Origin of the sequence: Pseudomonas sivasensis (genome assembly GCF_013778505.1) — a bacterium.
Taxonomy (GTDB): domain Bacteria; phylum Pseudomonadota; class Gammaproteobacteria; order Pseudomonadales; family Pseudomonadaceae; genus Aquipseudomonas; species Aquipseudomonas sivasensis.
In genome coordinates this window covers 72156-98095 of the sequence record NZ_JAAOWU010000019.1, presented here as the reverse complement: position 1 = coordinate 98095, position 25940 = coordinate 72156, and the positions used below count along the sequence as shown (strand labels likewise).

Below are 25940 nucleotides of genomic sequence, written 5' to 3'. Positions count from 1 at the left end.
GCAGCCCTGCTCACCACAACTGGATCCTATTCACCAACCGTCCCGTATCAGACAAGTGACTGAAGGTTCTACGTTTCAGAGTGCTGGGTAGTCGATGTAACCCTCGGCACCTGGCGTGTAGAAGGTGTCTTTGTCGGGCACATTCAAAGCGGCATCACTGAGAAAGCGCGCGGGCAGGTCCGGATTGGCCAGGAACGCGCCGCCGAACACCGCCGCATCGGCTTTGCCCTCGGCGATCAAGGTGTCGGCGCTGTCCCGTGTAAGGCCGCCTCCGATCAGATAGAGGCCCTCGAACAATTCTCGCAACGCAGCGTGATAGTCGAAGCTCGCCCCGAACAGTGCCACATGCAAGTAGGCCAGTTTCAGCTCGCGCAGTTGCTTGACCAGGTAGGTGAAGGTTTCCTGCGGGTTGGCATCGCTGATGTCGTTGAAGTTCATCTCCGGGGAAATTTTGATGCCCACGCGATCACTGCCTACTTCATCGACCATTGCGGCGAGCACTTCCAGTACGAAGCGGCTACGGTTTTCCACCGAACCACCGTACTGATCTTCGCGTTGGTTGCTGCTGCTGGAGAGGAATTGCTCGGGCAGGTAACCGGAGGCGGCGTGCAACTCCACCCCGTCAAAGCCTGCCTCGATTGCCCGGCGTGCGGCATGACGGTAGCTGTCGACCACGCCACCGATCTGCGTGACGCTCAAAGCATGGGGCGTGACGAAATCCTGCAGGCCGTTCGCGGTCCAGGTCTGGCCCGCCGGTTTGATCGCAGAAGGGGCCAGCGGCAGCGCGCCGTCGGGCAGCAGTGAAGGGTGAGAGACCCGCCCGCAATGCATCAGTTGCATGAAGATGTGCCCGCCCTGGGCGTGCACGGCTTGGGTGACAGATTTCCAGGCGGCCACGTGTTCGGCGGTTTCGATACCTGGAGTGCGGACGTAGCCTTTGCCCGACGCGTCGGGAAATACGCCTTCCGAGATAATCAAACCGGCGGTGGCGCGTTGGGCGTAGTAAGTGGTCACAAGGTCGGAAGGCACACCGGCGTCGTTGGCGCGCGAGCGTGTCATCGGCGCCATGATCAGGCGGTTGGCGAGGGTGTAGCGACCAAGGGAAAGGGGAGAGAAAAGAGCATTCATGGCGGTGTTCCTCATCAGTGATGGGGTTATGATTGATCAATCCGATTTCGGGATAAATGCCTGAAATACGAAATGACTAATCCACTGATGGGATAATGCTGTGGAATTTCTCAACGATATGGCGCTGTTTGTCGAGGTGGTGAAGGCACGCAGTTTCAGTCGCGCGGCCGAAAGCCTGGGCATGCCGAACTCGACGCTGTCCCGGCGCATCAGCGAATTGGAAAAAGGTATCGGCCTGCGGCTGTTGCACCGCACTACGCGCAAGATCGAGCCCACTGAGGCGGGTCAGTTGTACTTTGAGCGGTGCAAGCGCATCGTCGACGAGGCCCGGCTGGCCCATGAACAACTCGGCGAAATGCTCGCCCAACCCAACGGCCTGCTGCGCGCTTCGTTGCCGGTGGATTTCGCGATGGTCTACCTGGCGCCGTTGATTGCCGAGTTTTCCCGGTTGTATCCGGACATCACGTTCGAACTCGACTTAACGCCGCGCCAGGTCGACTTGATCAGCGATCCAGTGGACGTGGTCATTCGCATGGGCGAGCCCGCCAATTCCCACCTGATCGCGCGCAAACTCGCGAATATGCGGCGAGCGTTTTACGCCTCGCCCCAGTACCTGGAACGCGCCGGACTGCCAGCTCAGCCAGCAGATCTGGCGCATCACGAATGTTTGCGCATGCGCGGGTCAAGGGCGCATCGATGGGTCTTGGAGTCGGGGTCGGAGAAGGTGGACGTCGACGTGAGCGGGCGGTTTGAGCTCAACAGCGTGGGCATGCTCAGACGCCTGGCCGCGTTGAACCTGGGGATTGCGCTGCTGCCCGAAGGCATTGCCGAGCAGGATGTGGTCAGCGGGACACTGTGCAGAGTACTGCCCGACTGGCATGGCTCGTCGGTTTCAGTTTATGCCCTGACCGAAACGCGGCTGCTGCCCGCGAAGACCCAGCGGTTTATCGAGTTTTTGCGCGACAAGCTGGAGGATGCATGACTGGCCGGGTAACCTTTCGCCTCCCACTCAAACGAAGGGATGTACATGAGCTTCTTCAACCCGGCCTCAAGCGCTCAGCCCCATCCTGCCTGTCCGCCTGCAGCCCTGAAGGGCACTTCATTCTGCAAGTTGCTTGAGTGAACGAGCTGACGCTACGGCCGGCCAGGATCACCGACCTGCCCGCGGTTTACCGGGGTGAGCGGGGATATATCCAGCGTTGGGAGCCTGCACACGAAGTGGCCTGGCAAGATCAGTTGGAACGGCACCTCACACGTTGGGTCAACAACGTTGAGCGATTGACGGTGGCCATGCTCGACGGACAGTTCGCCGGTTATTCGATGTGGATGCCCGAGGACGGTCTTGCCGAGTTGTGCACGATCAACGTCGGCGAGGCATATCGGCGCAAGGGTATTGGGCGTGCATTGCTGGAGGCCTACCGGGCGGCGGCGGGGCAGGACGGTTATGCGCGGTTGAGCTTGTGCGTGCGGGCGGACAACCCGGCCCGGTTAATGTATGAGGCGGCTGGGTTCGTGTGTGTGGGAACAGCAGCCAACGGGTATTTGCGGTACGAGCGAGTGAGTGAATGATCAATATCCAGACGGTCACGGTTGCCGACATTCCAGAGGTTCTGGCCTTCGTCCTGGCAGCCCGTGCCGAGCTGTTCCCCAAGCTCAGCGATACCAGCATGCCCGCCGACCTGGCGCAATTCGAGGCCACTTACCTTCACGGCGATGGGCACTTCCTGATCGCTCGCCAGGACCACCAGATCATCGCCGCCATCGGTTATTTGCCCTACGACGATCGTTTCCCCCAATTGAATTACCAAGGCCGCAAGACTGTGGAAGTGGTGCGCCTGTTCGTCCTTCCGGCCTTTCGCCGCTTCGGTCTGGCGGGGGAGTTATACCGCGCGTTGGAGGGCAGGGCGCGGGCGGACGGCGTGGACGTGGTGTATCTGCATACCCACCCATTCCTGCCTGGGGCGATTGATTTTTGGGGGCGGCAGGGGTTTGAGATTGTGGATGTCGAGGCCGACCCGGTGTGGCAGACGACGCATATGCAGCGGAGTTTATAGGTTTGCGGTGAGCGCGCTCGTCGTGGTCAGAGGGCTTCTTGTGGTGGAAGTATTTCCTGTGGTGAAAGTACGTCCTGTGCTGAACGTGTGTCCTTTGGTGAAAGTGCTTTCTGTAGTGAGCGGGCTTGCCCCGCGCTGGGCTGCGCAGCAGCCCCCAAACCAGGCACTGCGGTTTTTCTGAGAAATTGGGGTGGCCTTATCGGGGCCGCTTCGCAGCCCAGCGCGGGGCAAGCCCGCTCACCACAAAAGGCTCATCGGTCACATAACGCCCATCCGCGTGGAAGTGCTGTCTGTGGTGAAAGTACTTGCTATGGAGGAAGTGCTTGATGTGCTGAAAGTGCTTTCTGTAGTGAGCGGGCTTGCCCCGCGCTGGGCTGCGCAGCAGCCCCCAGACCAGGCACTGCGGTTTTTCTGCGAAATTGCGGTGGCCTTATTGGGGCCGCTTCGCAGCCCAGCGCGGGGCAAGCCCGCTCACCACAAAAGGCTCATCGGTCACTTAACGTCCATCTGCGGTGCTCACCGAGCGCCTCAGTTGGAACGCAACCGCAGTATCTGCGCTCCATCAAACGGGTCCGTCAGGTAATGCCCCTGCACACCGAACGTCTCCTGCAACCGCTGCGGTGTCAGCACGTCCAGCGGTGTGCCCAGCGCCACCAATTGTCCGTGATCGAGCACCGCCAATCGATCACAGGTCAGGGCCTGATTAAGGTCATGCAGCGCGATCAGCGTCGTCACCGGTAACCCTTGCACACCCTTCAAGATTGCCAGTTGATGTTGAATATCCAGGTGATTGGTCGGCTCATCCAACAGCAGAATCTGTGGCCGTTGCGCCAAGGCTCGGGCGATGTGCACACGTTGGCGTTCGCCGCCGGAGAGGCTGCGCCAGGCGCGTTGGCCCAGGTGGGTGGCGTCCACATCGTGCAGGGCCTGGCACACGATGGCGTCGTCCTCGCGTGACCACGGGCTCAGCGCCGACAACCATGGCGTGCGCCCCAACGCCACGGCGTCGAATACGCGGATGGCGTCGTCGGTGTCGGCCTGTTGCTCCACCACTGCCAGCTGTTGCGCGATGGCGCGGCGGGACAGGTCGCCCAAACGGGTGCCCCCAAGCCGTACCTCACCAGAGGCGGGTGTTCGCAACCCCGCCAGCAGTTTGAGCAAGGTGGATTTACCGGAGCCGTTCGGGCCGACAATCCCCAAGGTTTCCCCCAACTGCACCTCAAGATGAATATCCCGTAGCAACTCGGCATCGCGCACTTTGAAACCCAGGCCCGTACAACTGAGCACTTTCATCGTGCATTCCTCCGCCCGATCAGGATCAACGCGAACACCGGCGCGCCGACCAGGGCAGTGACCACGCCCACAGGAATCACTTGGCCTTTGATCAACGTGCGCGACAGCACATCCGCCGCGATCAAAAACAGCGCGCCGCCCAAGGCGCTGGCTGGCAGCAACCGCGAGTGCCCGGTGCCCAGCAACAGGCGCACCGCATGGGGGATCACCAGGCCGACAAAGCCGATGGAGCCGACAATCGACACCATCACCGCCGTCACCAACGCCGCGCAGCCCACCAGCACAAATTGCACGCGGCGCACCGGAATGCCGAGGGACGCCGCCGAGTCACTGCCGAAGGTAAACGCATCCAGCGCACGCCGATGCCATAAGCACACCGCCAAGCCGGCAACCGCTACCGGCACCGCCAGCCACACCGAAGGCCAGCGCACACCGCTGAGGTTGCCCAGCAGCCAGAACATGATGCCGCGGGCCTGCTCGGAACTGGCCGACTTGGTAATGAGAAACGCGGTCAGGGCATTGAACATCTGCGAACCGGCAATGCCCGCGAGGATGATCTGGCCGGTACCGCTCATAGAGCCGCTGGCCCGCGCGAGCAAGATCACCAGTGCAAACGCCGCCATGGCCCCGACAAACGCGCCGGCCGACAGTGAAATCAACCCGCCGCCCACGCCCATCAGCGCCACCAACACCGCGCCGGTGGAGGCGCCGGCGCTGATACCCAGCAGATAGGGATCGGCCAGCGGGTTGCGCAGCAACGACTGCAAGATCACCCCACAGGTGGCCAGCCCCCCCCCGCACGCGGCAGCGACCAGGGCGCGCGTCAGGCGGTAGTTCCACACCACGCCTTCGTCGATTGGATCGAGCAGATAGCCGGCGTTCCACAGCTTATTGGCGAGTACTTGAAGCACCACCTGCGGCTCGATGGACGTTTCGCCGATGGCCACGCCCGCGAGTAGGGCGGCTGAAAGCAGGGTCAGGGCGAGCAGGGTGCGGATCACGCTTTTACTCATTTGCGCAGGTCGTAGCCGTCGATGGCGCCGGCCAGCTGTTCAAGGCCATCGAACGTGCGGAGGCTGGCCTGCAACGCCAGGGCGTCGAGGATGATGATGCGGTTGTGTTTGACGGCGTCCATGTTGCGCGTGACCGGGTCGCTGCGCAGGAAGGCGAGTTTCTTTTCATGGTCGTCGGCAGGGTAGCGGCGACGGTCCATGCGGGCGATCACCAGGAACGTCGGATTGGCCTTGGCGATGGTTTCCCAGCCAACAGCGGGCCACTCTTCATCGGACTGCACCACGTTGTGCAGGCCGAGGGTTTCGAGCATGAATTCGGGGATGCCCTTGTGGCCCGCCACGTACGGGTCGCTGGCTATCTCGGAACTGGAGAACCACACCAGCGCGCTGGCTTGCTTGAGGCCTTTACTCTGCGCCGTGGCAACGGACTTGGCCAGGCGCGCCTTGAGGTCGTCGTTCAGCTGTTGGCCGCGCGCTTGCACGTCGAAAATCTCGGCCAGTTGGCTGATGCTCTTGTAGAGGGTCTCGATGCGGAACGGCTCTAGCCGCGTGCCGTCGGCGCCCACCAGATTGTCCTTGCCTTCGCAGTCGGAAGGCAGCAGGTAGGTGGGGATCTTCAATTCGTGGAATTGCTCACGGGTGCCCACCACGCCTTGCGGGCCGACCACCCATTCCAGCTCGGCAGCCACCAGTTGCGGGCGTTTGGCGATCACGGCTTCAAAGCTTGGCTCGTTGTTGGCCAGGCGTTCGATTTTGTCGTTCTGCGCCTGGTACTGGGGCAGCACACTGTTGAACCACAGCGAGGTGCCGACCACTTTGTCGCCGACGCCCAGGGCATACAGCATTTCGGTGGCGGCCTGGCCGATGGTCACGCTGCGTGCGGGGGCTTGCGGGAAGGTCACGGCGCTGCCGCAGTTTTGGACCGTCAGCGGGTAGTGAGTGGGCGCCGCTTGAGCCAGGGCACAGAAACCCAGACCGGTGATCAGGGCAGTAACGCGTGGCAGCATGGGGCGATCTCCGTGTGAACCGTAGGTGAAGCAGGGGCAGTACGGCTCGGAAATACGCCCTTGAACGCTGCCGGTCGGGCAGGCAAGGATGTCCTTCCCGGACACCCCGCCGGTTAGTGATTGTGCTGGGCCGGCAGGTCTCCTGACTGATGCGTCTTCGCCACGCTCCAGCCTTCCCGGACGAGGTCCAGTGGCGTTAAGGAGCAGGCTCGGCACCTACAGTTGCGGGGGCAGTTTCGATTGACGCCGCGGGCGGCGTTTCGAATTCCCTATTAGTCCCATGGGGGAACCGGCGGCGCTATGGTAGTTGATTCAGCCTCGCAGAGGGAGGCTGAGCTTCAGTTTGCGTGCCGGTGGCGCGATCTTCGATGTCGCGCCAAGTGATGGGGTCTATCGTTAAAAAGTCGCTAGGACGTTCGCGCCTCGCAAAAAGGAGGCGGCCAATGTGTGTTCGTCAGTAGCTTCGCAATCCGTTTTTTGCTTGATCCCGCCTAAATGCGCGATCAGATCGCTCACCACAACACGGCCGCCTGCCATGAAAGGCCCGCTGCGCAGCCGGGGTTATTTTCGATCCAGCCACACCGTCTGCGCATTGCAGAACTCGCGAACGCCGAAGTGCGACAGCTCGCGACCGAATCCACTTTTCTTCACGCCGCCAAACGCCACCCGTGGGTCGGAGACGCTGAAGGCGTTGACGAAGATCCCGCCGGTTTCCAGCTGATTGGCGATATCCCGTGCTTTCGCTGCGTCAGTGGTGAAGATGCTCGCGGTGAGGCCAAATTCGCTGTCATTGGCCAGGGCCACCGCGTGGTCGGCGTCGCGGGCGGTGATGATCGAGGCCACGGGGCCGAACAGTTCCTGTTTGAACGAGGTCATCTGGTCGGTGACGTTGGCGAGTACGGTCGGCTCGTAGTAGTTGCCGTCGCCTGTGACTTTATGGCCGCCGAGCAACAGGGTCGCGCCTTCCTCCAGGGTGGCCTGGACCTGACCGTGCAGCTCGTCGCGCAGGTCGAAGCGGGCCATTGGGCCAATGTAGGTGGCAGCTGATGTGGGATCGCCCATCACCAGGGCACGGCTGGCTTCGACGAACTTGGCCGTGAAGGCTTCCACAACACCGGCTTCGATGATCAGGCGCTTGGCGGCGGCGCAGACTTGGCCACTGTTCTGGAAGCGGCCGATGAGCGCGGCTTGCACGGCGGCGTCGAGGTCGGCGTCGTTGAGCACGATGAACGGGTCGGAGCCGCCCAGTTCCAGCACGCATTTTTTCAACGCGGCACCGGCCTGGGAGCCGATAGCGATGCCGGCGCGCACGCTGCCGGTGAGGGTCACGGCGGCAATGCGTGAGTCCGCGATGGCTTTGGACACGCCCTCGGGGGTGACGTTGATCACTTCGAATAAGCCTTCAGCAAAGCCGGCTTTACGGAACGCTTGTTGGATCAGGTAGGCGCTGCCCATCACATTCGGCGCGTGTTTGAGCACGTAAGTGTTGCCGGCGAGCATGGTTGGCACGGCGCCGCGCAGTACCTGCCATACCGGGAAGTTCCACGGCATTACGGCGAGAATCGGACCCAGCGGGCGGTATTCGATGTGGGCGGTGCCGTTGTCGACCAGGGTCGGTTCCGGGGCGAGCATGGCCGGGCCTTGGGCTGCGTACCATTCACTCAGTTGCGCGCATTTTTCGACTTCGGCACGTGCCTGGGCGATGGGTTTGCCCATTTCCAGAGTGATCATCTGCGCCATGGCTTCGGCTTGCTCGCGCAAGGCGGCGGCCAGGGCTAACAGCAGCTCGGCGCGCTGGCTCACCGGCTGGCGGCGCCAGGTGCGGAAGGCGCTGGTGGCGCGGTCGAGGGCGGCATCCAGCTGCGCTGTTGTTTCGTAGGGATAGTTGCCGACGGTTTGGCCGTTGGCGGGGTTGATCGATAAGGCGTGGGTGTTCGCGTTCATGGCACCGTCCTGCGTGTACGTTGGGAATGGAGGTCAGCGTACGGGGCTGGATCTTTTCTGGAAACTGAATAATATTAAGCAATACGTTCACGAATGGAGAATGAATTGGATCTCGTGCAACTGGAAATCTTCAAGGCCGTCGCCGAACAAGGCAGCATCAGCGCCGCCGCGCAGTTGATTCATCGGGTGCCGTCAAACTTGACCACGCGGATCAAGCAACTGGAGCAGGATCTGGGCGTGGAGCTGTTTATCCGCGAGAAGAGCCGACTGCGCCTGTCGCCGGCAGGTTGGAGTTTCCTCGGTTACGCGCGGCGCATTCTCGATCTGGTGCAAGAGGCCCGCGCGACGGTGGCGGGGGAAGAACCTCAGGGGGCGTTTGCCCTCGGCTCCCTGGAAAGCACGGCGGCGGTGCGTATCCCGGCGTTGCTGGCGGCGTATAACCAGAAGCACACCAAGGTCGAACTGGACCTGAGCACCGGGCCGTCGGGCACCATGATCGAGGGGGTATTGTCGGGGCGCCTGACCGCCGCGTTTGTCGACGGGCCGGTGCTGCATTCGACCCTGGAGGGCGTGGCGGTGTTTGAGGAGGAGATGGTGGTGATCGCGCCACTGCACCATGCGCCGATCAGCCGGGGGCAGGACGTAAATGGCGAGAACATCTATACGTTCCGCTCGAACTGCTCGTACCGGCATCACTTTGAACGCTGGTTCTCACAGGATGGCGCGGTGCCGGGCAAGATCTTCGAGATTGAGTCCTACCACGGCATGCTCGCCTGCGTCAGCGCCGGTGCTGGGCTGGCGCTGATGCCGCGCAGTATGTTGGAAAGCATGCCCGGGTTCGCTGCGGTGAGTGTGTGGCCGCTGATGGACAGCTTTCGCTTGCTGAACACTTGGTTGATCTGGCGGCGGGGGACTGTTTCGCAGAGTTTGAACAGCTTTGTGAAGTTGCTGGAAGAGCGCGGGCTGGTAGCCGCCTGAATCCACTGTGGGAGGGGATAAGTCCCGTCCCACCTGTTTTTTTATCAGCCGCCGAACTGGAAGGTGCCCATGGCGAGTTTCGCCATGATTGCTGTCGCACCCAACTGCACCAGCCACAACGCCAAACCACCAAGGAATACACCGAGGGCCACCTGCAACACCAAACTCTTCTGCCGCTTCGCCTGCGGCGCGCGTGGGGTGTAGTCGTGCAGTTCGTCGCGGTCGGCGCGCAGGTCCAAGTCGTCGTTTCTCATAGAGCTCTCACAGCAAAGGGGCGGTCAGGGTTCAGTCTAGGGGCTGGACACAAAAAAGGGGAAACCATGGCTTCCCCTTCTGTGCAACGCTAGCAGGTTTACAGCACCTGAACGATTGCCTGTGTGACCGCAGCAATGTTCGACTGGTTCAACGCCGCCACACAGATACGCCCGGTATCCAGCGCGTAGATACCAAACTCGCTGCGCAGGCGGGTGACTTGCTCAACGGTCAGACCGGAGTAGGAGAACATCCCACGCTGGCGACCGACGAAGCTGAAGTCGTGGCCCGGCGCAGCCTTGGCCAGTTCGGCAACCATCTGCTCACGCATGCCACGGATGCGCAGGCGCATCTCGGCCAGTTCGGCTTCCCACTGGGCGCGCAGTTCAGGGCTGTTCAACACGGCGGCAACGATTGCTGCGCCGTGGGTTGGCGGGTTGGAGTAGTTGGTGCGGATCACACGCTTGACCTGGGACAGGATGCGCGCGCTTTCTTCCTTGGAGTCGCCGACGATGGACAGCGCGCCCACACGTTCGCCGTACAGAGAGAACGACTTGGAGAACGAGCTGGAGACAAAGAAGGTCAAGCCCGATTCCGCGAACAGGCGCACAGCGGCTGCGTCTTCGTGGATGCCATCGCCAAAGCCCTGGTAGGCCATGTCGAGGAACGGCACCAGGTTCTTGGCCTTGATCACGTCCAGCACGTTTTGCCAGTCGGCCGGGCTCAGGTCGACGCCGGTCGGGTTGTGGCAGCAGGCGTGCAGCACCACGATGGACTGCGGCGGCAGGGCGTTGAGGTCTTCGAGCAAGCCGGCGCGGTTCACGTCGTGGGTGGCGGCGTCGTAGTAGCGGTAGTTCTGCACCGGGAAACCAGCGGTTTCGAACAGTGCACGGTGGTTTTCCCAGCTCGGGTCGCTGATGGCGACGACGGCGTCTGGCAGCAGTTGCTTGAGGAAATCAGCGCCGATCTTCAGGGCGCCAGTGCCACCAACGGCCTGGACGGTCACGACACGACCAGCTTCGAGCAGTGGCGAGTCGTTCCCGAACAGCAGGGTTTGAACGGCCTTGTCATAGGCGGCGATACCGTCGATCGGCAAGTAGCCACGGGCGGCGTGTTGCGCCACACGAATGGCTTCCGCTTCGGCAACGGCACGCAAGAGTGGAATCTTCCCCTCCTCGTTGCAGTAAACGCCTACGCCAAGGTTGACCTTGGTGGTTCGTGTGTCGGCGTTGAATGCTTCGTTGAGGCCCAGGATAGGATCGCGTGGTGCCATTTCGACAGCGGAGAACAGGCTCATTTTTGCGGCAGCTCTATGGGGGAAGGGAGGGACGTGTCGCGCTCCAGCCGAATGCACTAGAGCGGTGCACAAACGGGGAGCTAGTATAGAGGCCATCACGGCTGAGGGCGACAACCGAAACGGCTTTTCGGCCAAGTTTTTCGGTTTATTTGCTGACCGTTAGTCTTATTGCAACGTCGATCCCAGATGGCAGGCAGGACGATTGCCTTGAAACCCGTCACATTCGCCACCACTTCTATGGCTATCATGGTTTTTTCCTACTGCTCGCTCTGAAAGTTCGCGGGTGGTGGTCTATTTCTTCCCCGACGGGTTTACAGTCCGGGGTGACTTCAAGAGGTACGTTATGTCGGATTTCCAACTAGTCACCCGCTTTGAACCCGCTGGCGATCAGCCAGAAGCCATTCGCCAGATGGTCGAAGGCATCGAGGCCGGCCTGGCTCACCAGACGCTGCTCGGGGTGACCGGTTCAGGCAAGACTTTTAGCATTGCCAACGTGATCGCACAGATCAACCGGCCCACCTTGGTGCTGGCGCCAAACAAGACCCTGGCCGCGCAGCTCTACGGCGAGTTCAAGGCGTTCTTCCCGAATAACGCAGTGGAATACTTCGTTTCCTACTACGACTACTACCAGCCTGAAGCTTATGTGCCGTCTTCCGACACCTTTATCGAGAAGGATGCGTCGATCAATGACCATATCGAGCAGATGCGGCTGTCGGCGACCAAGGCGCTGCTGGAGCGCAAGGACGCGATCATTGTCACCACGGTGTCGTGTATCTACGGCCTGGGCAGCCCGGAAGCGTATTTGAAGATGGTGCTGCACGTGGACCGTGGCGACAAACTCGACCAGCGGGAGTTGTTGCGCCGCCTGACGAGTTTGCAGTACACCCGCAACGACATGGACTTTGCCCGCGCCACCTTCCGCGTGCGCGGCGACGTGATCGATATTTACCCGGCCGAATCCGATCTGGAAGCGATCCGCATCGAGCTGTTCGACGATGAAGTGGAGAGCCTCTCAGCCTTCGACCCGTTGACCGGCGAGGTCATCCGCAAGCTGCCGCGCTTCACCTTCTATCCGAAAAGTCACTACGTGACCCCGCGTGAAACCCTGATGGGTGCCATCGAGGGCATCAAGGTGGAGTTGGCCGAGCGCCTGGAATACCTGCGGGCCAATAACAAACTGGTGGAAGCCCAGCGTCTTGAGCAGCGCACCCGGTTTGACTTGGAGATGATCCTGGAGCTGGGCTACTGCAACGGCATCGAAAACTACTCGCGCTACCTCTCGGGTCGCGAATCCGGCGCGCCGCCGCCGACGCTCTATGACTACCTGCCCGATGACGCGCTGCTGGTGATCGACGAATCCCATGTCAGCGTGCCGCAAGTGGGCGCTATGTATAAGGGCGACCGCTCACGTAAAGAGACGTTGGTGGAGTACGGTTTCCGGCTGCCGTCGGCACTGGATAACCGGCCGATGCGCTTCGACGAGTGGGAGGCTATTAGCCCGCAGACTATTTTTGTGTCGGCCACACCGGGTAACTATGAGGCCGAGCATGCCGGCCGCGTTATTGAGCAACTGGTGCGTCCGACCGGCCTGGTGGACCCGGAAATTGAAATCCGCCCGGCGCTGACCCAGGTCGATGACCTGCTGTCCGAGATCAATAAGCGTGTCGCTCTGGAAGAGCGGGTGCTGGTCACCACGCTGACCAAGCGCATGTCCGAAGACTTGACCGACTATCTGGCCGACCACGGCGTGCGGGTGCGCTATCTGCACTCGGATATCGACACCGTGGAGCGCGTTGAGATCATCCGTGATCTGCGCCTGGGTACCTTTGATGTGTTGGTAGGCATCAACCTGCTGCGCGAAGGCTTGGACATGCCGGAAGTGTCGCTGGTGGCGATCCTCGATGCGGACAAGGAGGGCTTTCTGCGTTCCGAACGCTCGTTGATCCAGACCATCGGGCGGGCGGCGCGAAACCTTAATGGCAGGGCGATTCTCTACGCGGACCGCATCACCGGTTCTATGGAGCGGGCGATTGGCGAGACTCAGCGTCGTCGCGACAAGCAAATCGCGTTCAACCTGGAAAATGGCATCACGCCCAAAGGCGTGTTCAAGGACGTCGCCGACATCATGGAAGGCGCCACCGTGCCCGGTTCGCGCAGCAAGAAGCGCAAGGGCATGGCCAAGGCCGCAGAGGAAAGCGCCAAGTACGAGAACGAACTGCGCTCGCCGAGTGAGATCACCAAGCGGATTCGCCAGTTGGAAGAGAAGATGTACCAGTTGGCGCGGGATCTGGAGTTCGAGGCGGCGGCGCAGACGCGGGATGAGATTGGCAAGTTGCGCGAGCGCTTGCTGGCTGTCTGATCTGCGGTGGCTGAGCGGGCCTCATTGGGTGCAAGCCTCCTCCCACGCTTTGACTTGTGAACACCATCAAATGTGGGAGGGGCGGTGCGACGATTCGACTTGCCCTCGATGGCTACGCCTCGGTTTTCCAGAAATCACCCAGGCTGTTACCATTCGCCCCTTGTTTCAATTTTAAGTTTTATCGCCCATTCGAGACCCGCCATGACCACCGTCCGCACGCGCATTGCGCCATCGCCTACTGGGGATCCCCACGTCGGCACCGCCTACATCGCCTTGTTCAACTACTGTTTTGCCAAGCAGCACGGCGGTGAATTCATCCTGCGGATCGAAGACACCGATCAACTGCGCTCCACTCGCGAGTCTGAACAGCAGATTTTCGATGCCCTGCGCTGGCTGGGCATTACCTGGGCTGAAGGCCCGGACGTCGGCGGGCCGCACGGCCCGTATCGCCAAAGCGAGCGCAGCGACATTTACAAGCAATACACACAGCAGCTGGTCGACATGGGCCATGCGTTCCCGTGCTTCTGCACCGCCGAAGAACTGGACCAGATGCGCGCCGAGCAACAGGCCCGTGGCGAAACCCCGCGCTACGATGGCCGCGCGCTGCTGCTGTCCAAGGAAGAAGTGGCTCGGCGCCTGGCTGCTGGCGAACCGCACGTTATCCGCATGAAAGTGCCGAGCGAAGGCGTGTGCGTGGTGCCGGATATGCTGCGCGGTGACGTCGAGATCCCATGGGATCGCATGGACATGCAAGTGCTGATGAAGACCGACGGCCTGCCGACGTACTTCCTGGCCAATGTGGTCGACGACCACCTGATGGGCATCACCCACGTACTGCGTGGCGAAGAGTGGCTGCCGTCGGCGCCGAAACTGATCCTGCTTTACGAATACTTCGGTTGGGAACAGCCGCAGCTGTGCTACATGCCGCTGCTGCGTAACCCGGACAAGAGCAAGCTGTCCAAGCGCAAGAACCCGACTTCGGTGACCTTCTACGAGCGCATGGGCTTCATGCCGGAAGCGATGCTCAACTACCTGGGCCGTATGGGCTGGTCGATGCCGGACGAGCGTGAGAAGTTCTCGTTGCAGGAAATGGTCGACAACTTCGACCTGTCACGCGTGTCCCTGGGCGGTCCGATTTTCGATGTCGAGAAACTGTCCTGGCTCAACGGCCAGTGGTTGCGCGATCTGCCGGTGGAAGAGTTTGCCAGCCGCGTGCAGCAGTGGGCGTTGAACCCCGAGTACATGATGAAGATCGCGCCGCTGGTGCAGGGCAGGGTGGAAACGTTCAGCCAGGTTGCACCATTGGCCAGTTTCTTCTTTGCCGGGGGCGTTAACCCGGATGCCAAGCTGTTCGAGTCCAAGAAGCTCTCTGGCGACCAGGTTCGTCAGTTGATGCAGTTGATCCTGTGGAAGCTGGAGAGCCTGCGTCAGTGGGAGAAGGATGCAATCACTGCGACGATTCAGGCGGTGGTTGAATCCCTGGAACTGAAGTTGCGTGATGCAATGCCGCTGATGTTTGCTGCGATTACCGGGCAGGCCAGTTCGGTGTCGGTGCTCGATGCGATGGAAATTCTCGGTCCGGACCTCACCCGTTTCCGTCTGCGCCAAGCCCTTGATTTGCTTGGTGGTGTCTCGAAGAAAGAAAACAAAGAGTGGGAAAAGCTGCTGGGCGCTATCGCCTAAGCAGGCCGTTGCAGTGACGAAACCCCGGTTTTCCGGGGTTTCGTCGGTAAGTGATTGTTATCCCGGCAAAAAAATTTGGAAAATGTTGAAAATAAATTTGACACACTTCCAAGCCGCCATTAAGATTCGCCCCGTCCTCACCGATGAGGGGCTATAGCTCAGCTGGGAGAGCGCTTGCATGGCATGCAAGAGGTCAACGGTTCGATCCCGTTTAGCTCCACCAATTTACAGATTCAAGGTCTGGCCACACCGTCCTTGAATAGATCAGGTCTCAGCTCTGATCGGTTGTACAGAAGGTTTTGTCCCCTTCGTCTAGTGGCCTAGGACACCGCCCTTTCACGGCGGTAACAGGGGTTCGAGTCCCCTAGGGGACGCCATTTTCAACAAGCAGCTCGAAAGGTCTGCTGCGCCGCGAGGCGAAAAATCTGGGGCTATAGCTCAGCTGGGAGAGCGCTTGCATGGCATGCAAGAGGTCAACGGTTCGATCCCGTTTAGCTCCACCAATTTACAGGTTCAAGGTTCCGGCCACACCGTCCTTGAATCGACCGATCTCAGCTCGGTCAGTTGTATAGAAGGTTTGTGTCCCCTTCGTCTAGTGGCCTAGGACACCGCCCTTTCACGGCGGTAACAGGGGTTCGAGTCCCCTAGGGGACGCCACGATTACCCGCTCTGCGGGATTTTTAAGGGTCATTCAATTATTGAATGGCCCTTTTGTTTGTCTGGCGTTTGACCACTTCTCTCATCATCTCCTTTCTTCCTGTTCTGACCAGTGGTCATGACTGTCGCTTGCTAAATATTATTATGGTAATAATATTCAACCCATGAGAGTCGGAGGCTTTGATGAACGATAAAAAAGCGCAAACCCGCGAACGCATTCTGCAGGCCGCCAGCGCCGCGTTGATCCAGCGCGGCCCGGCCGAGCCGAGTGTCGGTGAAGTCATGGGCGCGGCGGGGCTGACCGTCGGCGGCTTCTACGCGCACTTTGAAAGCAAGGATGCGTTGATGCTGGAGGCCTTTACGCAGCTGCTGGCAAGGCGTCGCGCCTCCATCGATGATATGGACGCGCAGTTGACCGGAGAAGAACGCAGGGGGTTGGTTGCGGCGTTTTACCTCTCGCGCAAGCATCGCGACTCCACCGCGCAGGCCTGCCCGATTCCAGCGACTGTAGGGGAGATGGCTCGCCTGCCGGACGCCTTTCGCGACGCGCTGAGCGAGCATGTCGAGTTGATGGCTGCTCAGCTTGCCGCAAGCCCTGAAGACACCGACAAGGCCTTAGCCGATATGGCATTAATGATCGGTGGTCTGGCCTTGGCCCGCGCCTTGGGGCCGGGTGAGCTGTCGGACCGAGTGTTGCGCGCTGCCAAGTCGGCTGTGCGATAGGAAGAGGGCTCGCGAAATGGGCGCGTTAACCTGGATTCGTCGTTTCAACGGCACGCTGGGGTACCTGGCGCCGCACACGGTGGCCAACAAGATGCGTCGAGCCTTCATGACGCCCCGCGACCTGCCGCCCCGTGACTGGGAGTTACCGCTGCTGGCGCAATCGGAGCGCATCACCTTGCGCTTTGGCTTGTCGGCCCTGCGCTGGGGGCAGGGTCCGGCAGTTTTGTTGATGCACGGCTGGGAAGGCCGGCCAACCCAGTTTGCCAGTCTGATCACCGCCTTAGTCGACAATGGCTACTCCGTGATTGCTCTGGACGGGCCTGCCCATGGCCGCTCACCGGGGCGTGAGGCTCATGTGCTGCTGTTTGCTCGCGCCATGCTGGAGGCGGCGGCCGAGTTGCCGCCCCTGCATGCAGTGGTCGGCCATTCCATGGGGGGCGCCAGTGCAATGTTGGCGGTGCAGTTGGGGTTGCGTACCCAGGCGTTGGTCAGTATCGCTGCACCGTCGCGTTTCCTGGATGTACTGCGTGGTTTTACCCAAATGGTCGGTTTGCCAGCGAAGGCGCGTTCGGTGTTTATTCAGGAGGTGGAGCAAACATTCGGAATGCCACTCAAGCATTTGGATGTGGCCCACTATCAAATGAATATTCCCGGGCTGATCGTGCACGCTGAAGACGATACCTTTGTCCCCGTCAACGCCTCCCAAGCCATTCACGAAGCCTGGTTCGACAGCCGCCTGCTGCGCCTTGAACAAGGCGGCCACCAGAAAGTACTGGCCGATCCGCGAGTGATCGATGGCGTGCTGGCGCTGTTGGCGGGTTGCCGTCTACAGGCGCGGCAAAGCGCCTGATACACTGCCTCCCGCCGCCATTAATCGACTGGGAGCAAGGCATGGGCTGGGATTTGGCAACGCCGTTTATCATTGACCTGCAGGTCGCCCCCGAGGATATCGACGGCCTTGGGCACGCAAATAATGCGGTGTACGTATCCTGGCTGGAGCGCTGTGCCTGGCGTCATTCCCAGCGTTTGGGGCTGGACCTGACCGAGTATCGCCGTCTGGACCGCGCCATGGCGGTGGTGCGCCATGAGATCGATTACCTGGCGGCAGGCTACGAAGGCGACGAGCTGCAACTGGCCACCTGGATCGTCGATTGGGACCAGCGTCTGAAGATGACCCGCCGCTTTCAACTGGTCCGCCCGCGTGACGGTGCAACCCTTCTGCGCGCGCAAACCACCTTCGTCTGCATCGAATTGTCCACGGGCAAGCCCAAGCGCATGCCGAGCGAGTTTCTCGATGGCTATGGCCCCGCCCTGACAGGGGGTTAACGGTTGCCGTAGGAAACCCAGTAAACTGCGCCACGATTTTTGTTGAGTGTTTTCCATGCAAATTGCTTTGGCGCCCATGGAAGGGTTGGTCGACAACATCCTGCGGGACGTGTTGACCCGTGTGGGCGGTATTGACTGGTGCGTGACCGAGTTTATCCGCGTCAACGACCGCCTGCTGACCCCGGCGTACTTCCACAAACTTGCTCCAGAGCTGCTGCACGGTGCCCACACCGCTGCGGGCGTGCCCTTGCGCGTGCAATTGCTCGGTTCCGATCCTGTGTGCCTTGCGGAGAATGCCGCACTGGCCTGTGAGCTGGGTTCGCAAGTGATCGATCTGAACTTTGGCTGCCCGGCCAAGACCGTCAACAAGTCCCGAGGCGGTGCCGTGCTGCTCAAGGAACCGGAGTTGCTCAACCAGATCGTTGAACACGTGCGGCGTGCGGTGCCTGCCCATATCCCGGTGACTGCCAAGATGCGCCTGGGCTTCGATAGCCCGGATGGCGCGCTGGTGTGCGCCACGGCCCTGGCCGAAGGCGGTGCGGCGCATATCGTGGTGCATGCGCGTACCAAGGCCGATGGTTACAAGCCGCCGGCTCATTGGGAGTGGATCCCGCGAGTCCAGGACGTGGTCAAGGTGCCGGTGTTCGCTAATGGCGATATCTGGAGCGTCGAAGACTGGCGCCGCTGTCGGGAGATCAGCGGCGTAGAGGACATCATGCTTGGCCGTGGCCTGGTGGCGCGCCCTGACCTGGCGCGGCAGATTGCAGCAGCACGCGCAGGCGAGGAAGTGGTCGAAATGACGTGGGCAGAGATGCAGCCCATGCTCCGCGAGTTCTGGACCCAGTCGGTAGCGCAACTGACTGAAAAACAGGCGCCTGGGCGATTGAAACAATGGTTGGCGATGTTAACGCGTAATTACCCGCAGGCGGTGGAACTGTTTACCGCCCTTCGTCGCGAGACGGATGTGCGGCAGGTAAGTTGTCTATTGGGTATGAGTCATCCTGACGTGCTTTAAATGTTGATGTAAGTCGTTCGGGCTGTATGACAAATTCAACGTGAGCGGTTGGCATTGATCAAGGAACTTTTTTGGGGGGATGGCCACGTAAGGGTTGGGCGTCAGGTAGTTAGTGCGTAAAAAATACTGGTCTTCTGTATTGCTGCTATCTGCCGTCTTAACTCGGATAAATATAGGACTAAAATTCTTATGCGTGATCCAGTTGTGAGCCGTACCTATGGCGTTAATTCCGTTTACTCCCCTAACTGCGGTTCCAGTGCGACGTTGCCCATCCGTGCCTCAGGCCCTGGTTGCGGCATCCGGTTTGGGTGTTATAACCCGCCCCCGCCAACATACTGTGTACCCTGCAAGCCAGCCCCGCCAAAGCTTTGCAGGCCTTGTAAGCCAGCCCCGAAGAAGCAGAGTTTTTTTTCCAAGATTGGCAGCTTTTTCGGAAAAGTCTTTGACAAAGTCGGCAGTGTTTTCAGTGGGATTGGTAAGGTGTTGGGGGGAGTGGTAAAAGCACTTAGTCCGCTGATAAGTCTGGCGGCGCCGTTATTAGGTCCGGTCGGGTTGGCGATTTCCGGTGCGGTTAGTATCGGTGGTTCACTTGCTGCTTCGATGTTTGAAAAGGTGGGTGGGGCCATGAGTGGATTGAAGTCGTTTTTTAAAGCGTAATATTTTAGCAATTGATTAATGTATTGGCGTTGGCCTGAAAAATAATCGACTGTCGCTGTTCGTCATGAAAGTAGCAGTCGACTATTTAATAGTTATATCAGCAATTGCCTGAACTCTTTCAGCGGTAGCGGCCTGCTGTAAATGAACCCTTGATACAGATGACACCCCAACGCTTGCAGGAATGCCAGTTGCTCGGGGGTCTCCACACCCTCGGCAATCACCTCCAGATTCAAACTGCGAGCCATCGCCACGATCGCCCTGATGATTTCCGCGTCGTTTGGATCATGGGTCGCGTCTCGCACAAACGACTGATCGATCTTCAGTGCGTCCACCGGCAGGCGCTTGAGGTATGTCAGTGAAGAGTAACCGGTGCCAAAGTCATCCATCGCAAAGCTCACGCCGAGCTTCTTCAGGCGGCGCATCTTGTTGACGGTGTCATCCAGGTTCTGGATCACGATACCTTCGGTGATTTCCAGTTTCAGAAGGCTGCAGGGCAAGGAATGCTGCTTAAGGCTGTGCTCCACCCGTTCCACGAAATCGTTCTGGCGAAACTGCCGGGGGCTGATATTCACGCATAGACTGAAATTCAGCGGGTCCACCAAGCCTTCTTTGATCAGTTGCCCAAAGGCGGCGCAGGCCTCATCAAGGATCCAGGTGCCCACTTCAAGGATCAGGCCGCTGTCTTCCAGCACCTTGATAAATTCCGACGGTGACTGCGCACCCAATTGTGGGTGCTGCCAACGCACCAGTGCCTCCGCACCGACGATCTTGTTACCGCGCGCATCCACCTGGGGTTGGTAATGAACGCTGAATTCGCCGCGCGCCAGGGCCAGGCGCAGGTCGGTTTCCATGCGCAGGCGTTCGCTGGCGGCTTTTTGCATGCTGTTGTGAAACATCTGCGTGGTGTTGCGCCCTGAGTCCTTGGCGCGGTAAAGGGCAATGTCGGCGCGCTTGAGCAGGTCGGCCGGTGTGGAGCCGTGATCGGGAATCAACGCCACGCCAATGCTCGGCGTGACCTGCAATCTGTGCCCGTCCAGGAACATCGGCTCCGAAAGCAATTCACGCAGGGTGTCGGCCAGTTCCTGCACCTGGTTGCTGACCTCCTGGCGCGAGCCATCCAGGCCGCTGAGCAGCACCACGAATTCATCGCCACCCAGGCGCGCCACGGTGTCTTCCATGCGCACGCTGGCTTCCAGCCGCGCGGTGACGATTTTCAGCACGGTGTCGCCGACCGGATGGCCCAAGGAGTCATTGATGTGCTTGAAGTGGTCAAGATCGAGGAACAGCAGCGCGCCGCGTAGGTTATGGCGCTTGAGCAGGGCGATCTGCTGGCTCAGGCGGTCCATCAACAGCGCACGGTTGGGCAGGTTGGTCAGCGGGTCGTGGTAGGCCAGATGGCGGATCTGCGCTTGGGCGTTTTTCAGCAGGCTCACGTCCCGCGCGGTCAGCAGCAGGCACGGGGTTTCATTCAGGGTGATGGGCTCGACCGAGACTTCTACTGCCAGCACTTCACCGCGTTTGTTGTGCCAGAGCATTTCCAGGTGGTGAATGCGGCCCTTGATCTGCAACTCGGCCAATAGCGCCGAGCGTTGGTTCTCATCGGCCCAGATGCCGATCTGGTAAAAAGTCAGGCCAATAGCTTCTTCAGCTCGCAAGCCGGTCAGGCGGCAGAAGCCATCGTTGACCTCCACATAGCGGCCGGTGTCGCGCTCGGTGATGGAAATCGCGTCAGGGCTGGAATGGAAGGCCTTGGCGAATTTCTCCTCGCTGGCCTTCAGCGCGGCCTCGGAGCGCTGTTGTTGGGTGATATCGCGCAACGTCGTAACGATGCACGCTTGATCTCCGACCTTGATCAGGCGGCTGGAAATCATGCAGGTCAGGCTGTGGCCATTCTTGTGATGCACCACCACGGCCACGTTGCTCAACGACTGCTCGCGAATGACCCGCTCGATACGCTCCAGGCGCTGGCTGGAATCATCCCATAGGCCGATCTGGTCAGCGCTCTTGTCGATTACCTCGGCAGCGCTCCAGCCAAAGGTTTGGGTAAAGGCCGGATTGATCTCGATAAAGGCGCCACTCTCCAGGCCTGTGACGCAGATCGGGTCGGGGCTGGCCTGGAACAGGCTGGCGAATTTTTCTTCGGAGGCGCTCAGGCGTTGTTCGCGCTCCACTTGGTCTGTGATATCGAGCAGCGTACCGGCCATGCGCAGGGGTAAACCTCGCTCGTCGCGGTACAGGCGAGCACGGCTTTCCAAGTAGCGCGAGCTGCCATCTTCCATGGCCACGCGGTAGGTCAGTTGGTAGTTTCCGGCAGGGCCTTCGCGCAGGGTGCGGTAGGCGTTGCGCATGTTGTCCCGTTCCTCGTTGGGCATGCCTTCGAAAAAGGCGTCGAAGGATTCGTGGAACGGTTCGGACGGCAGACCGTGCAATTGGGCTGCGCGCGCCGAGCCATAGAGCATGCCGCTGGGAATGTGCCAGTCCCAAGTACCCAGTTGTGCCGAGTCCAGCGCCAGGTCGAGGCGCTCCTGACTGTCCTTGAGCGCCTGCTCTGCATTTTTGCGTTCGGTGGTGTCGAGGAAGGTGCTGATCAGATAGGCCTCACCCTCCAACTCGACTTTTTGCGCGCTGAGCGTGCCATTGTGGACTTGGCCGTTGCTGGCGCAAAACTGCACCTCCATGGTAATGGGCTCGCCCTTGCGCTGCGTGGCCTTGACCAATTGTGCGCGTTGCTCCGGGTGGCGCCACAGGCCCAGTTCCAGGGTCGTGCGGCCGATGGCATCGCCCAAGGGCCAGCCGAAGAGCATCTCGAAATACTGGTTGGCTTCGCTGATCAGGCCGTCGGCCCGGCGCGTCAGCAGTACCATGTTCGGGCACAGGTGAAACAGCGTGGCGAAGCGTTTTTCGGAGTGCCCGAGGGCGTTTTCACGTTCACGCTGGTGGGTAACCTCGCGGATCACCCCGATCATGCGGCGCCGACCGGTTTTGTCCGGCTGCAGGCTGCCGTTGATTTCCAGCCAGTGAAAGCTGCCGTCAGGCCATTGGATGCGGTGATGCATGGCCTGCTCAAGCGGCTCGCCGGCCAGTACGGCGTGAAAAGCCCGTACCACTCGGGCGCGATCCGACTGGGCCAGCAAATCAAGGTAGTCCAGGTCCTGGGGCAGCGGTTGGCGCGGATCGAAACCAAACAACGCCTGGGTGCCCCGTGACCAACTTATGCGGCCGGTGTCTATTTCCCAGCACCATGCGCCCAGCCGCGCAGCGTTAAGGGCTGCCAGCAGTTGTGGCGCGCTCTCCCAGCTTTGTTCCGCCTGTTGAGGGTCCAGCGCGTAAATGCGGGGTAGGGGTGGCACGGGGTCGACGGGGTTGCGCATTATCAAAGGGCCTTGATTCGATGGGCAAACAGCACGGTTTTACTCAGAACCCGAGGCCGCACAGTGTCATGCCGGTATCCCTGGCAAATCCATCTGTGCGTCCAATAGGCTCATGAAAGCCCGCGCAGCATTCGACAGCGTCCTTTCGGTGTGCACGATATAGCCTAGCTGGCGACTGAGTTGTATGCCTGACAAAGCGATACTTGCCACCTGATCGTCGAGCATGGTGCGCGGCAACACGCTCCAGGCCAGGCCGATAGACACCATCATTTTGATAGTTTCCAAGTAGTTAGTACTCATCGCGATGTTCGGGGTAAGGCCTTGGGCCTCGAACAACCGGCTGACAATATGGTGGGTAAACGTGTTGCCGCCAGGGAAAACCGCCGGATGGCCGGCAATATCAGCCAGGCTGATGGAGCCGTTACTGATCAGGCTATGCTCCGGCGCCACCACAAAGTCCAGCGGGTCGTCCCACACTGGCGTGGCGCGCACCAAGTTGTGGGGATCGGGCGCCAGGGTGATCACTGCCACTTCAGCGCGGCCATGGAGGATTTCTTCGTAGGCCACTTCAGAATCGAGAAATTGAATATCCAGCGCCACGTTCGGGTATTCCCGGGTAAAGGTTCGCAGGATAGGCGGCAGGCGATGCAGGCCTATATGGTGGCTGGTGGCTAATGTGAGCCGCCCGCTGACCTCGCCGGTAAGGTTGGTGAGGGCGCGGCGGGTGTCGTCCAGCACATTGAGAATCTGGTAAGCGCGCGGCAGCAAGGCGCGTCCGGCCTCGGTCAGGCCGACTTCGCGGCCCAGGCGATCAAACAGTCGCACCTTCAATTGCTGTTCCAGGCCGGCGATACGTTTGCTGATGGCCGGTTGGGTCAAGTGCAGGCGTTCTCCAGCGCCGGAGAAGCTGCCGATCTCGGCGATGGCGATAAAGGCATTGAGGTTGGCCAAGTCCATTGTGGTATTCCAGTTGGTAATCCAAAGCATAAAAAATATGAATTTGAGTTATTTAATGTAGCGCCATACCATCAGCCTCACAAGCCAAAGGGTTATTGAAAAGCCCGGCGAATGAAATACCGCTGATGAGGACCGACTGATGGCCGGCAAAACGCTTTACGACAAGCTTTGGGATTCCCATGAAGTGAAACGGCGCGATGATGGGTCGTCGCTGATCTATATCGACCGTCACATCATCCATGAAGTGACCTCGCCACAAGCGTTCGAAGGCCTGCGACTGGCCGGGCGCAAGCCTTGGCGCGTCGACTCGATCATCGCCACCCCGGATCACAACGTACCGACCACCCCGGAGCGCAAGGGCGGCATCGACGCCATCGTCGACACTGTGTCGCGGTTGCAGGTGCAGACCCTCGATGATTACTGCGATGAATATGGCATCACCGAATTCAAGATGAATGATGTGCGTCAAGGCATCGTCCATGTGATCGGCCCGGAGCAGGGCGCCACCTTGCCAGGCATGACCGTGGTTTGCGGTGACTCCCACACGTCGACCCACGGTGCCTTCGGCGCTCTGGCTCACGGTATCGGCACCTCGGAGGTCGAGCACGTGTTCGCCACCCAGTGCCTGGTTGCCAAGAAAATGAAGAACATGCTGGTGCGCGTCGAAGGCAAGTTGCCGTTTGGCGTCACCGCCAAGGACATCGTCCTCGCTGTGATCGGCAAGATCGGCACCGCTGGCGGTAACGGCCATGCCATCGAATTCGCCGGCAGCGCCATTCGCGACCTCTCCATCGAAGGCCGCATGACCATCTGCAACATGTCCATCGAAGCCGGTGCCCGCGTGGGTATGGTGGCGGCGGATGAAAAGACCGTCGAATACGTCAAGGGTCGTCCTTTCGCACCGGCTGGTGCCGATTGGGATGCCGCCGTCGAAGCCTGGAAAGACTTGGTCTCCGACGCTGATGCGGTGTTCGATACCGTGGTCGAACTCGACGCTGCCCAGATCAAGCCGCAAGTCAGCTGGGGTACTTCGCCGGAAATGGTCCTGGCCGTCGACCAGAACGTGCCGGACCCGGCTCAGGAAGCCGACCTGGTCAAGCGCGGTTCCATCGAGCGCGCCTTGAAGTACATGGGCTTGAAGGCCAACCAGGCAATCACCGACATCCAGTTGGATCGCGTGTTTATAGGTTCCTGCACCAACTCGCGGATCGAAGACCTGCGCGCTGCGGCGGTGATCGCCAAGGGGCGCAAGGTCGCCTCGACCATCAAGCAGGCCATCGTGGTTCCGGGCTCAGGCTTGGTTAAAGCCCAGGCTGAAGCCGAAGGCCTGGACAAGATCTTCCTCGAAGCCGGTTTTGAATGGCGCGAGCCGGGCTGCTCAATGTGCCTGGCGATGAACCCGGACCGCCTGGAGTCGGGCGAGCATTGCGCGTCGACCTCCAACCGTAACTTCGAAGGGCGTCAGGGCGCCGGTGGCCGTACCCACCTGGTGAGCCCGGCCATGGCCGCCGCCGCTGCCGTCAACGGTCGTTTCATCGACGTTCGCGAATTGATCTGAGGAATACCCGATGAGAGCTTTTACCCAACACACAGGTCTTGTCGCGCCGTTGGACCGTGCCAACGTGGACACCGACCAGATCATCCCCAAGCAGTTTTTGAAGTCGATCAAGCGCACCGGTTTCGGCCCTAACCTGTTCGATGAGTGGCGCTACCTGGACGTGGGCTACGCCTATCAGGACAACTCCAAGCGCCCGCTGAACAAGGACTTCGTGCTTAACGCCGAACGCTACCAAGGCGCCAGCGTGTTGCTGGCCCGCGAAAACTTCGGGTGCGGTTCCAGTCGCGAGCACGCGCCATGGGCCCTGGAAGAATATGGCTTTCGCAGCATCATCGCGCCGAGCTATGCCGACATCTTCTTCAACAACAGCTTCAAGAACGGCCTGTTGCCGATCATCTTGACTGACGAAGAAGTCGACGAGCTGTTCAAGCAAGTGGAAGCCGATGTGGGCTACCAGTTGACCGTCGACCTCGCTGCGCAAACCGTGACCCGTCCGGACGGCAAGGTGTACCACTTTGAGGTGGACGCCTTCCGTAAACACTGCCTGATCAACGGCCTGGACGATATCGGCCTGACCTTGCAGGACGGTGATGCGATTGCGGCGTTTGAAGCCAAGCACCGAGCGAGCCAGCCTTGGCTGTTTCGCGACGCCTAAATTGATATAGGCA

21 protein-coding genes, 4 tRNA genes and 1 riboswitch are annotated in these 25940 nt (G+C 60.3%); of the genes, 16 read left to right on the top strand and 9 right to left on the bottom strand.

Annotation, left to right across the window (positions count from 1 at the left end):
* Nucleotides 1–75 precede the first annotated feature (75 nt).
* Nucleotides 76–1128, bottom strand: coding sequence for an alkene reductase (locus tag G9Q84_RS24690; RefSeq protein ID WP_181644224.1), 1053 nt, complete (start codon nucleotides 1126–1128; stop codon nucleotides 76–78).
* A 100-nt stretch (nucleotides 1129–1228) separates the two neighbouring features.
* Here G9Q84_RS24690 and G9Q84_RS24685 point away from each other — a divergent pair, with 100 nt between their 5' ends.
* The 3 genes from G9Q84_RS24685 (at nucleotide 1229) to G9Q84_RS24675 (ending at nucleotide 3182) form a co-directional block, all read left to right on the top strand.
* Nucleotides 1229–2110 (top strand): LysR family transcriptional regulator, encoded by an 882-nt coding sequence (locus G9Q84_RS24685; RefSeq protein ID WP_032885855.1) that lies wholly within the window; start codon nucleotides 1229–1231, stop codon nucleotides 2108–2110.
* Between the two features lie 167 nt (nucleotides 2111–2277).
* A complete protein-coding gene (locus G9Q84_RS24680) occupies nucleotides 2278–2697 on the top strand; it encodes a GNAT family N-acetyltransferase (RefSeq protein WP_338104110.1) in 420 nt (139 codons plus the stop codon).
* Nucleotides 2694–3182 carry a GNAT family N-acetyltransferase gene (locus G9Q84_RS24675; RefSeq protein WP_099603115.1) on the top strand — a complete coding sequence of 163 codons (489 nt, stop codon included), beginning with the start codon at nucleotides 2694–2696 and terminating at the stop codon, nucleotides 3180–3182. The genes G9Q84_RS24680 and G9Q84_RS24675 overlap by 4 nt, the downstream gene beginning before the upstream one ends.
* Nucleotides 3183–3710: 528 nt before the next feature.
* Here the strand turns inward: G9Q84_RS24675 and G9Q84_RS24670 are convergent.
* From G9Q84_RS24670 to G9Q84_RS24655, 4 genes are all read right to left on the bottom strand, one after another.
* Nucleotides 3711–4475 carry an ABC transporter ATP-binding protein gene (locus tag G9Q84_RS24670; protein WP_181644223.1) on the bottom strand — a complete coding sequence of 255 codons (765 nt, stop codon included), beginning with the start codon at nucleotides 4473–4475 and terminating at the stop codon, nucleotides 3711–3713.
* The gene (locus G9Q84_RS24665; RefSeq protein ID WP_185160213.1) at nucleotides 4472–5488 is read right to left on the bottom strand and encodes a FecCD family ABC transporter permease; all 1017 of its coding nucleotides are present in this window, start codon (nucleotides 5486–5488) and stop codon (nucleotides 4472–4474) included. Before G9Q84_RS24665 ends, G9Q84_RS24670 begins: the two co-directional genes overlap by 4 nt.
* Complete coding sequence (locus G9Q84_RS24660) at nucleotides 5485–6495, bottom strand: ABC transporter substrate-binding protein (protein ID WP_032885849.1); 1011 nt, start codon at nucleotides 6493–6495, stop codon at nucleotides 5485–5487. The genes G9Q84_RS24665 and G9Q84_RS24660 overlap by 4 nt, the downstream gene beginning before the upstream one ends.
* 115 nt (nucleotides 6496–6610) lie before the next feature.
* A riboswitch (cobalamin riboswitch) is annotated at nucleotides 6611–6804 on the bottom strand.
* 252 nt (nucleotides 6805–7056) lie between these two features.
* Nucleotides 7057–8439 (bottom strand): aldehyde dehydrogenase family protein, encoded by a 1383-nt coding sequence (locus G9Q84_RS24655; protein ID WP_122752908.1) that lies wholly within the window; start codon nucleotides 8437–8439, stop codon nucleotides 7057–7059.
* 105 nt (nucleotides 8440–8544) lie between these two features.
* Between G9Q84_RS24655 and ptrR the strand changes: the two genes are divergently transcribed.
* On the top strand, nucleotides 8545–9417 hold the full coding sequence (ptrR, locus tag G9Q84_RS24650) for a putrescine utilization regulator PtrR (RefSeq protein ID WP_181644222.1): 873 nt from the start codon (nucleotides 8545–8547) through the stop codon (nucleotides 9415–9417).
* 44 nt (nucleotides 9418–9461) lie between these two features.
* Here the strand turns inward: ptrR and G9Q84_RS24645 are convergent, their stop codons facing one another.
* Both G9Q84_RS24645 and G9Q84_RS24640 read right to left on the bottom strand, forming a co-directional pair.
* Nucleotides 9462–9671: a hypothetical protein gene (locus G9Q84_RS24645; protein WP_016970937.1), complete on the bottom strand. Its 210-nt coding sequence runs from the start codon at nucleotides 9669–9671 to the stop codon at nucleotides 9462–9464.
* 98 nt (nucleotides 9672–9769) lie between these two features.
* On the bottom strand, nucleotides 9770–10966 hold the full coding sequence (locus tag G9Q84_RS24640; RefSeq protein ID WP_181644221.1) for an amino acid aminotransferase: 1197 nt from the start codon (nucleotides 10964–10966) through the stop codon (nucleotides 9770–9772).
* A gap of 343 nt (nucleotides 10967–11309) precedes the next feature.
* On the opposite strand from G9Q84_RS24640, the gene uvrB reads away from it, so the two are divergent.
* The 10 genes from uvrB to G9Q84_RS24590 all read left to right on the top strand — a co-directional run bounded on the left by uvrB (nucleotide 11310) and on the right by G9Q84_RS24590 (nucleotide 18729).
* Complete coding sequence (gene uvrB / locus G9Q84_RS24635) at nucleotides 11310–13325, top strand: excinuclease ABC subunit UvrB (RefSeq protein ID WP_032885845.1); 2016 nt, start codon at nucleotides 11310–11312, stop codon at nucleotides 13323–13325.
* Between the two features lie 201 nt (nucleotides 13326–13526).
* A complete protein-coding gene (gene gltX / locus G9Q84_RS24630; RefSeq protein WP_032885844.1) occupies nucleotides 13527–15008 on the top strand; it encodes a glutamate--tRNA ligase in 1482 nt (493 codons plus the stop codon).
* Nucleotides 15009–15155: 147 nt separating this feature from the next.
* A tRNA-Ala gene (locus tag G9Q84_RS24625) sits at nucleotides 15156–15231 on the top strand.
* A gap of 78 nt (nucleotides 15232–15309) precedes the next feature.
* Nucleotides 15310–15385: transfer RNA gene (locus G9Q84_RS24620), tRNA-Glu, on the top strand.
* A 50-nt stretch (nucleotides 15386–15435) separates the two neighbouring features.
* Nucleotides 15436–15511 (top strand) — tRNA-Ala (locus tag G9Q84_RS24615).
* Between the two features lie 78 nt (nucleotides 15512–15589).
* Nucleotides 15590–15665, top strand: a tRNA-Glu gene (locus tag G9Q84_RS24610).
* A gap of 183 nt (nucleotides 15666–15848) precedes the next feature.
* On the top strand, nucleotides 15849–16388 hold the full coding sequence (locus G9Q84_RS24605) for a TetR/AcrR family transcriptional regulator (protein ID WP_032888304.1): 540 nt from the start codon (nucleotides 15849–15851) through the stop codon (nucleotides 16386–16388).
* Nucleotides 16389–16404: 16 nt separating this feature from the next.
* A complete protein-coding gene (locus G9Q84_RS24600; RefSeq protein ID WP_032888301.1) occupies nucleotides 16405–17238 on the top strand; it encodes an alpha/beta hydrolase in 834 nt (277 codons plus the stop codon).
* A gap of 41 nt (nucleotides 17239–17279) precedes the next feature.
* Nucleotides 17280–17714, top strand: a complete 435-nt coding sequence (locus G9Q84_RS24595) for an acyl-CoA thioesterase (protein WP_032888298.1) — start codon at nucleotides 17280–17282, stop codon at nucleotides 17712–17714.
* A 55-nt stretch (nucleotides 17715–17769) separates the two neighbouring features.
* Entirely contained in the window at nucleotides 17770–18729 is a 960-nt protein-coding gene (locus tag G9Q84_RS24590) for a tRNA dihydrouridine synthase (protein WP_032888297.1), read from the top strand.
* Nucleotides 18730–19478: 749 nt separating this feature from the next.
* On the opposite strand, the gene G9Q84_RS24585 is transcribed toward G9Q84_RS24590, so the two are convergent.
* Nucleotides 19479–22757 (bottom strand): EAL domain-containing protein, encoded by a 3279-nt coding sequence (locus G9Q84_RS24585; RefSeq protein ID WP_032888294.1) that lies wholly within the window; start codon nucleotides 22755–22757, stop codon nucleotides 19479–19481.
* Between the two features lie 66 nt (nucleotides 22758–22823).
* Entirely contained in the window at nucleotides 22824–23714 is an 891-nt protein-coding gene (locus tag G9Q84_RS24580; RefSeq protein ID WP_181644220.1) for a LysR family transcriptional regulator, read from the bottom strand.
* Between the two features lie 139 nt (nucleotides 23715–23853).
* Here G9Q84_RS24580 and leuC point away from each other — a divergent pair, with 139 nt between their 5' ends.
* Nucleotides 23854–25272 (top strand): 3-isopropylmalate dehydratase large subunit, encoded by a 1419-nt coding sequence (leuC, locus tag G9Q84_RS24575; protein WP_053128838.1) that lies wholly within the window; start codon nucleotides 23854–23856, stop codon nucleotides 25270–25272.
* A gap of 10 nt (nucleotides 25273–25282) precedes the next feature.
* Nucleotides 25283–25927: a 3-isopropylmalate dehydratase small subunit gene (leuD, locus tag G9Q84_RS24570; RefSeq protein WP_032888286.1), complete on the top strand. Its 645-nt coding sequence runs from the start codon at nucleotides 25283–25285 to the stop codon at nucleotides 25925–25927.
* Nucleotides 25928–25940: the final 13 nt, after the last annotated feature.

What these genes read in the sequence shown, in the direction of transcription:
- G9Q84_RS24690 (WP_181644224.1), bottom strand. Translation starts at nt 1,128, where the DNA reads ATGAATGCTCTTTTCTCTCCCCTTTCCCTTGGTCGCTACACCCTCGCC.
- G9Q84_RS24675 (WP_099603115.1), top strand. Translation starts at nt 2,694, where the DNA reads ATGATCAATATCCAGACGGTCACGGTTGCCGACATTCCAGAGGTTCTG.
- G9Q84_RS24670 (WP_181644223.1), bottom strand. Translation starts at nt 4,475, where the DNA reads ATGAAAGTGCTCAGTTGTACGGGCCTGGGTTTCAAAGTGCGCGATGCC.
- G9Q84_RS24665 (WP_185160213.1), bottom strand. Translation starts at nt 5,488, where the DNA reads ATGAGTAAAAGCGTGATCCGCACCCTGCTCGCCCTGACCCTGCTTTCA.
- G9Q84_RS24660 (WP_032885849.1), bottom strand. Translation starts at nt 6,495, where the DNA reads ATGCTGCCACGCGTTACTGCCCTGATCACCGGTCTGGGTTTCTGTGCC.
- G9Q84_RS24655 (WP_122752908.1), bottom strand. Translation starts at nt 8,439, where the DNA reads ATGAACGCGAACACCCACGCCTTATCGATCAACCCCGCCAACGGCCAA.
- G9Q84_RS24645 (WP_016970937.1), bottom strand. Translation starts at nt 9,671, where the DNA reads ATGAGAAACGACGACTTGGACCTGCGCGCCGACCGCGACGAACTGCAC.
- G9Q84_RS24640 (WP_181644221.1), bottom strand. Translation starts at nt 10,966, where the DNA reads ATGAGCCTGTTCTCCGCTGTCGAAATGGCACCACGCGATCCTATCCTG.
- uvrB (WP_032885845.1), top strand. Translation starts at nt 11,310, where the DNA reads ATGTCGGATTTCCAACTAGTCACCCGCTTTGAACCCGCTGGCGATCAG.
- gltX (WP_032885844.1), top strand. Translation starts at nt 13,527, where the DNA reads ATGACCACCGTCCGCACGCGCATTGCGCCATCGCCTACTGGGGATCCC.
- G9Q84_RS24605 (WP_032888304.1), top strand. Translation starts at nt 15,849, where the DNA reads ATGAACGATAAAAAAGCGCAAACCCGCGAACGCATTCTGCAGGCCGCC.
- G9Q84_RS24600 (WP_032888301.1), top strand. Translation starts at nt 16,405, where the DNA reads ATGGGCGCGTTAACCTGGATTCGTCGTTTCAACGGCACGCTGGGGTAC.
- G9Q84_RS24595 (WP_032888298.1), top strand. Translation starts at nt 17,280, where the DNA reads ATGGGCTGGGATTTGGCAACGCCGTTTATCATTGACCTGCAGGTCGCC.
- G9Q84_RS24590 (WP_032888297.1), top strand. Translation starts at nt 17,770, where the DNA reads ATGCAAATTGCTTTGGCGCCCATGGAAGGGTTGGTCGACAACATCCTG.
- G9Q84_RS24585 (WP_032888294.1), bottom strand. Translation starts at nt 22,757, where the DNA reads ATGCGCAACCCCGTCGACCCCGTGCCACCCCTACCCCGCATTTACGCG.
- G9Q84_RS24580 (WP_181644220.1), bottom strand. Translation starts at nt 23,714, where the DNA reads ATGGACTTGGCCAACCTCAATGCCTTTATCGCCATCGCCGAGATCGGC.
- leuC (WP_053128838.1), top strand. Translation starts at nt 23,854, where the DNA reads ATGGCCGGCAAAACGCTTTACGACAAGCTTTGGGATTCCCATGAAGTG.
- leuD (WP_032888286.1), top strand. Translation starts at nt 25,283, where the DNA reads ATGAGAGCTTTTACCCAACACACAGGTCTTGTCGCGCCGTTGGACCGT.